Here is a 2,506-nt window from a genome sequence, read left to right as displayed (position 1 = left end):
TCCCGATCCTGTTGAAACCGATATTTGCGAAGGACAAAAAGCAACCGTACGTTTTAATTTGACAGGAGAGAGCCCGTGGGATACACTCGTATACCATCATCCCGGGATTGGTAATGATACGCTTTATGACATTAGCTCCACACCGCTGGATATTGACACTCTAACTGCAGATGGTGAGTATTATGCCATTAAAATTGTGGACAAGAATGGAAATGAAGGTACTGAGCTTGGAGATACCGTAGATGTGACAGTCCATTCACCTCCTTCTCCGGATATTAATGGAGACACTGCTGTTTGTGAAGGAGCTTTAATTACTTATGATGTTGTAAAAGAGAGCGATCATTATTATTCATGGAATGTTTCTGCTGGAGGCACAATTGAAAGTGTAGCAAATTCATATTCTATGTCGGTTGAATGGCAAAATCAAGGAACCGCTTCAGTAGAGGTGACAGAGGGTATTCAGGGTGTTTCCGGTTGTGAGACAACAGTGGACACAGTTGTAACCGTTTACGAAACACCCCAACCGGATATCACAGCAACCCCAAATCCAGTATGTTATGGTGATACTGTTGAATTAAATGCTAATACCTCGCCCACAGGGTCTTCTACATATGAGTATTCATGGACACCAGCGGATAGCGTGGAGTCACCTGCCTCTAAAACAACATTGCATATTCCACCTGAGAATCCTGATACTACGCACGTTGTCAATACATTTGAGGTAGAAGTTATCAATAAGGATAAGTCAGGTTGCAGTGCTAAGGATAGCATAGATGTAACATTGTTCAGGAAGCCCGAAACAGGAAACCAGTACTATGTACCAAACGATTTTGACCAATAGATTATTTTACTGATGATACAGGTTGAATTAAACAGAGATTAAAACTATGAGCTACAAACAGACTATATTTTTTATTTTATTCATTATACCCTCTCTCATCTTTGCACAAGATGAAACAAGGAGTAAAGAAAGAAAGATACCAGAGCCTTTTTATATACATGTAAAAGCTTACCAGAAGGGTGAAACTGTATTTGAGGTGAATACAAAAAAGCAGACTGTTTTCATGTCTGTCCCTGAAAAGAATAGGGATACAACATTTTCAATAAAGTGGGATCAAGAAGCTAAAATAACATTTCTTAAATATCTGGTGGATAACGACAGACTGGAGTCAATGAAAAAGAATGCTGCCTCTCAACAACCTGAAAGGCAAAAAAAAGGCGATCTACTACATGTTTACATCCATAAAGGAGAAGAAAAGGTAGAGTTTTGGTCGGAAGAATCCGATCGAAAGAAAGATTCAGACTCATTTGAATCAATGAAATTTGTCCGAAAATTAATGGAGTATTACAATTTTCCGTTTTTTAAAACGAAAAATGTACGAAAACTAAAACGTTAGCAAGTTATATGGTGACACAAATGGATATCCAGAATGAATGCTGGAAGGTTGAAAATTTAGCGATGAGGATTTATGGAATTAGGGAAAGTCCGATAGATACACTTACCGGAGAAACTGATAATGAATTACGTTTTTTCGAATGGAATGTCAATTCTTTTCAATTGGTTATAACTGGAATTGATTATAATAAAATCAACCATTTACGACAAAAAAGTCTTCATTGATATAGTAAAAGATTGAGTTTGTCAAACAAGGTTTTTATTTAAAAACCAAATAACTATATTTGCGTAACATTAAGCGAGTTTAATAATGAAAATTATAAATCTGTCAAAAATTAAGTAACCAAAAAATTAATGAATGTTAAATGTTAAATTTTAGAATTATGAAAGCACGAAAACTACTTAAAATCTTATTTACAATGACAGCAGTATTTGCTTTTACTGCTACTTTTGCGCAAGAAAATGCTCCTTGGCAAGATATGGATGGAACTTCAGCCGATGCTGAGACTGACTCTGTTGTAGTAGGGATGACCATACCTTATTATGTTGAACCTGATCCTGTATTAAATAGTTTACCTGACCTTTACGATCCATCTCAAAGCAATGGAGATCAAGGAATAGAATCAACTTTTAGTTGGGAAGAAACAACAGGTAATGGAACTGTTATAATCGATCCTCCAAGTGGAGACAATGATGCACCTTATCGCGAAATTATTTTTGAAGATGCGGCATCTTACACAATTGGTGTAACCGAAAGCAATGCTGCTGGATGTGATGGAGATCAGGAAACACAGGAGGTTTTAGCAATAGAGGAACCCAGCTATACAATTAATACTACTTCTTATGAGATATGTGATGGGGAAACCCAATCTATATTAGTCGATGATATAACAGCAAATTTTGGTGGATGGAGTAGTTTTTATTTTATGATGGATATTGAGAAGACTATTGTCGATGGAGAAAACACATATACACATAACGATACTATTGTTAGCGTTGGAGCTTCTGAAGGAACTGATATTGCTTTATTTGAAGATAAGCTTTTCACAGCAGATGAAGATGGTGGTGAAAAACAAGTAACAGAGTATACATTTACTGTTTCTGGAATGA

General features: G+C 36.3%; 3 protein-coding genes. All 3 read left to right on the top strand.

Features of this window, described 5'->3' with window-relative positions; translation table 11 throughout:
* Nucleotides 1-841: hypothetical protein (locus ACLFMM_RS09855; protein WP_410808557.1), on the top strand; the 841-nt coding region annotated here is incomplete at its 5' end.
* Between the two features lie 46 nt (nucleotides 842-887).
* Entirely contained in the window at nucleotides 888-1,397 is a 510-nt protein-coding gene (locus ACLFMM_RS09850; protein ID WP_410808556.1) for a hypothetical protein, read from the top strand.
* Between the two features lie 382 nt (nucleotides 1,398-1,779).
* Nucleotides 1,780-2,506: hypothetical protein (locus tag ACLFMM_RS09845; RefSeq protein ID WP_410808555.1), on the top strand; the 727-nt coding region annotated here is incomplete at its 3' end.

It is taken from the genome of Methanohalobium sp., from assembly GCF_046546175.1.
Taxonomy (GTDB): Archaea; Halobacteriota; Methanosarcinia; order Methanosarcinales; family Methanosarcinaceae; genus Methanohalobium.
This window is presented reverse-complemented; position numbering and strand designations above follow the sequence as displayed.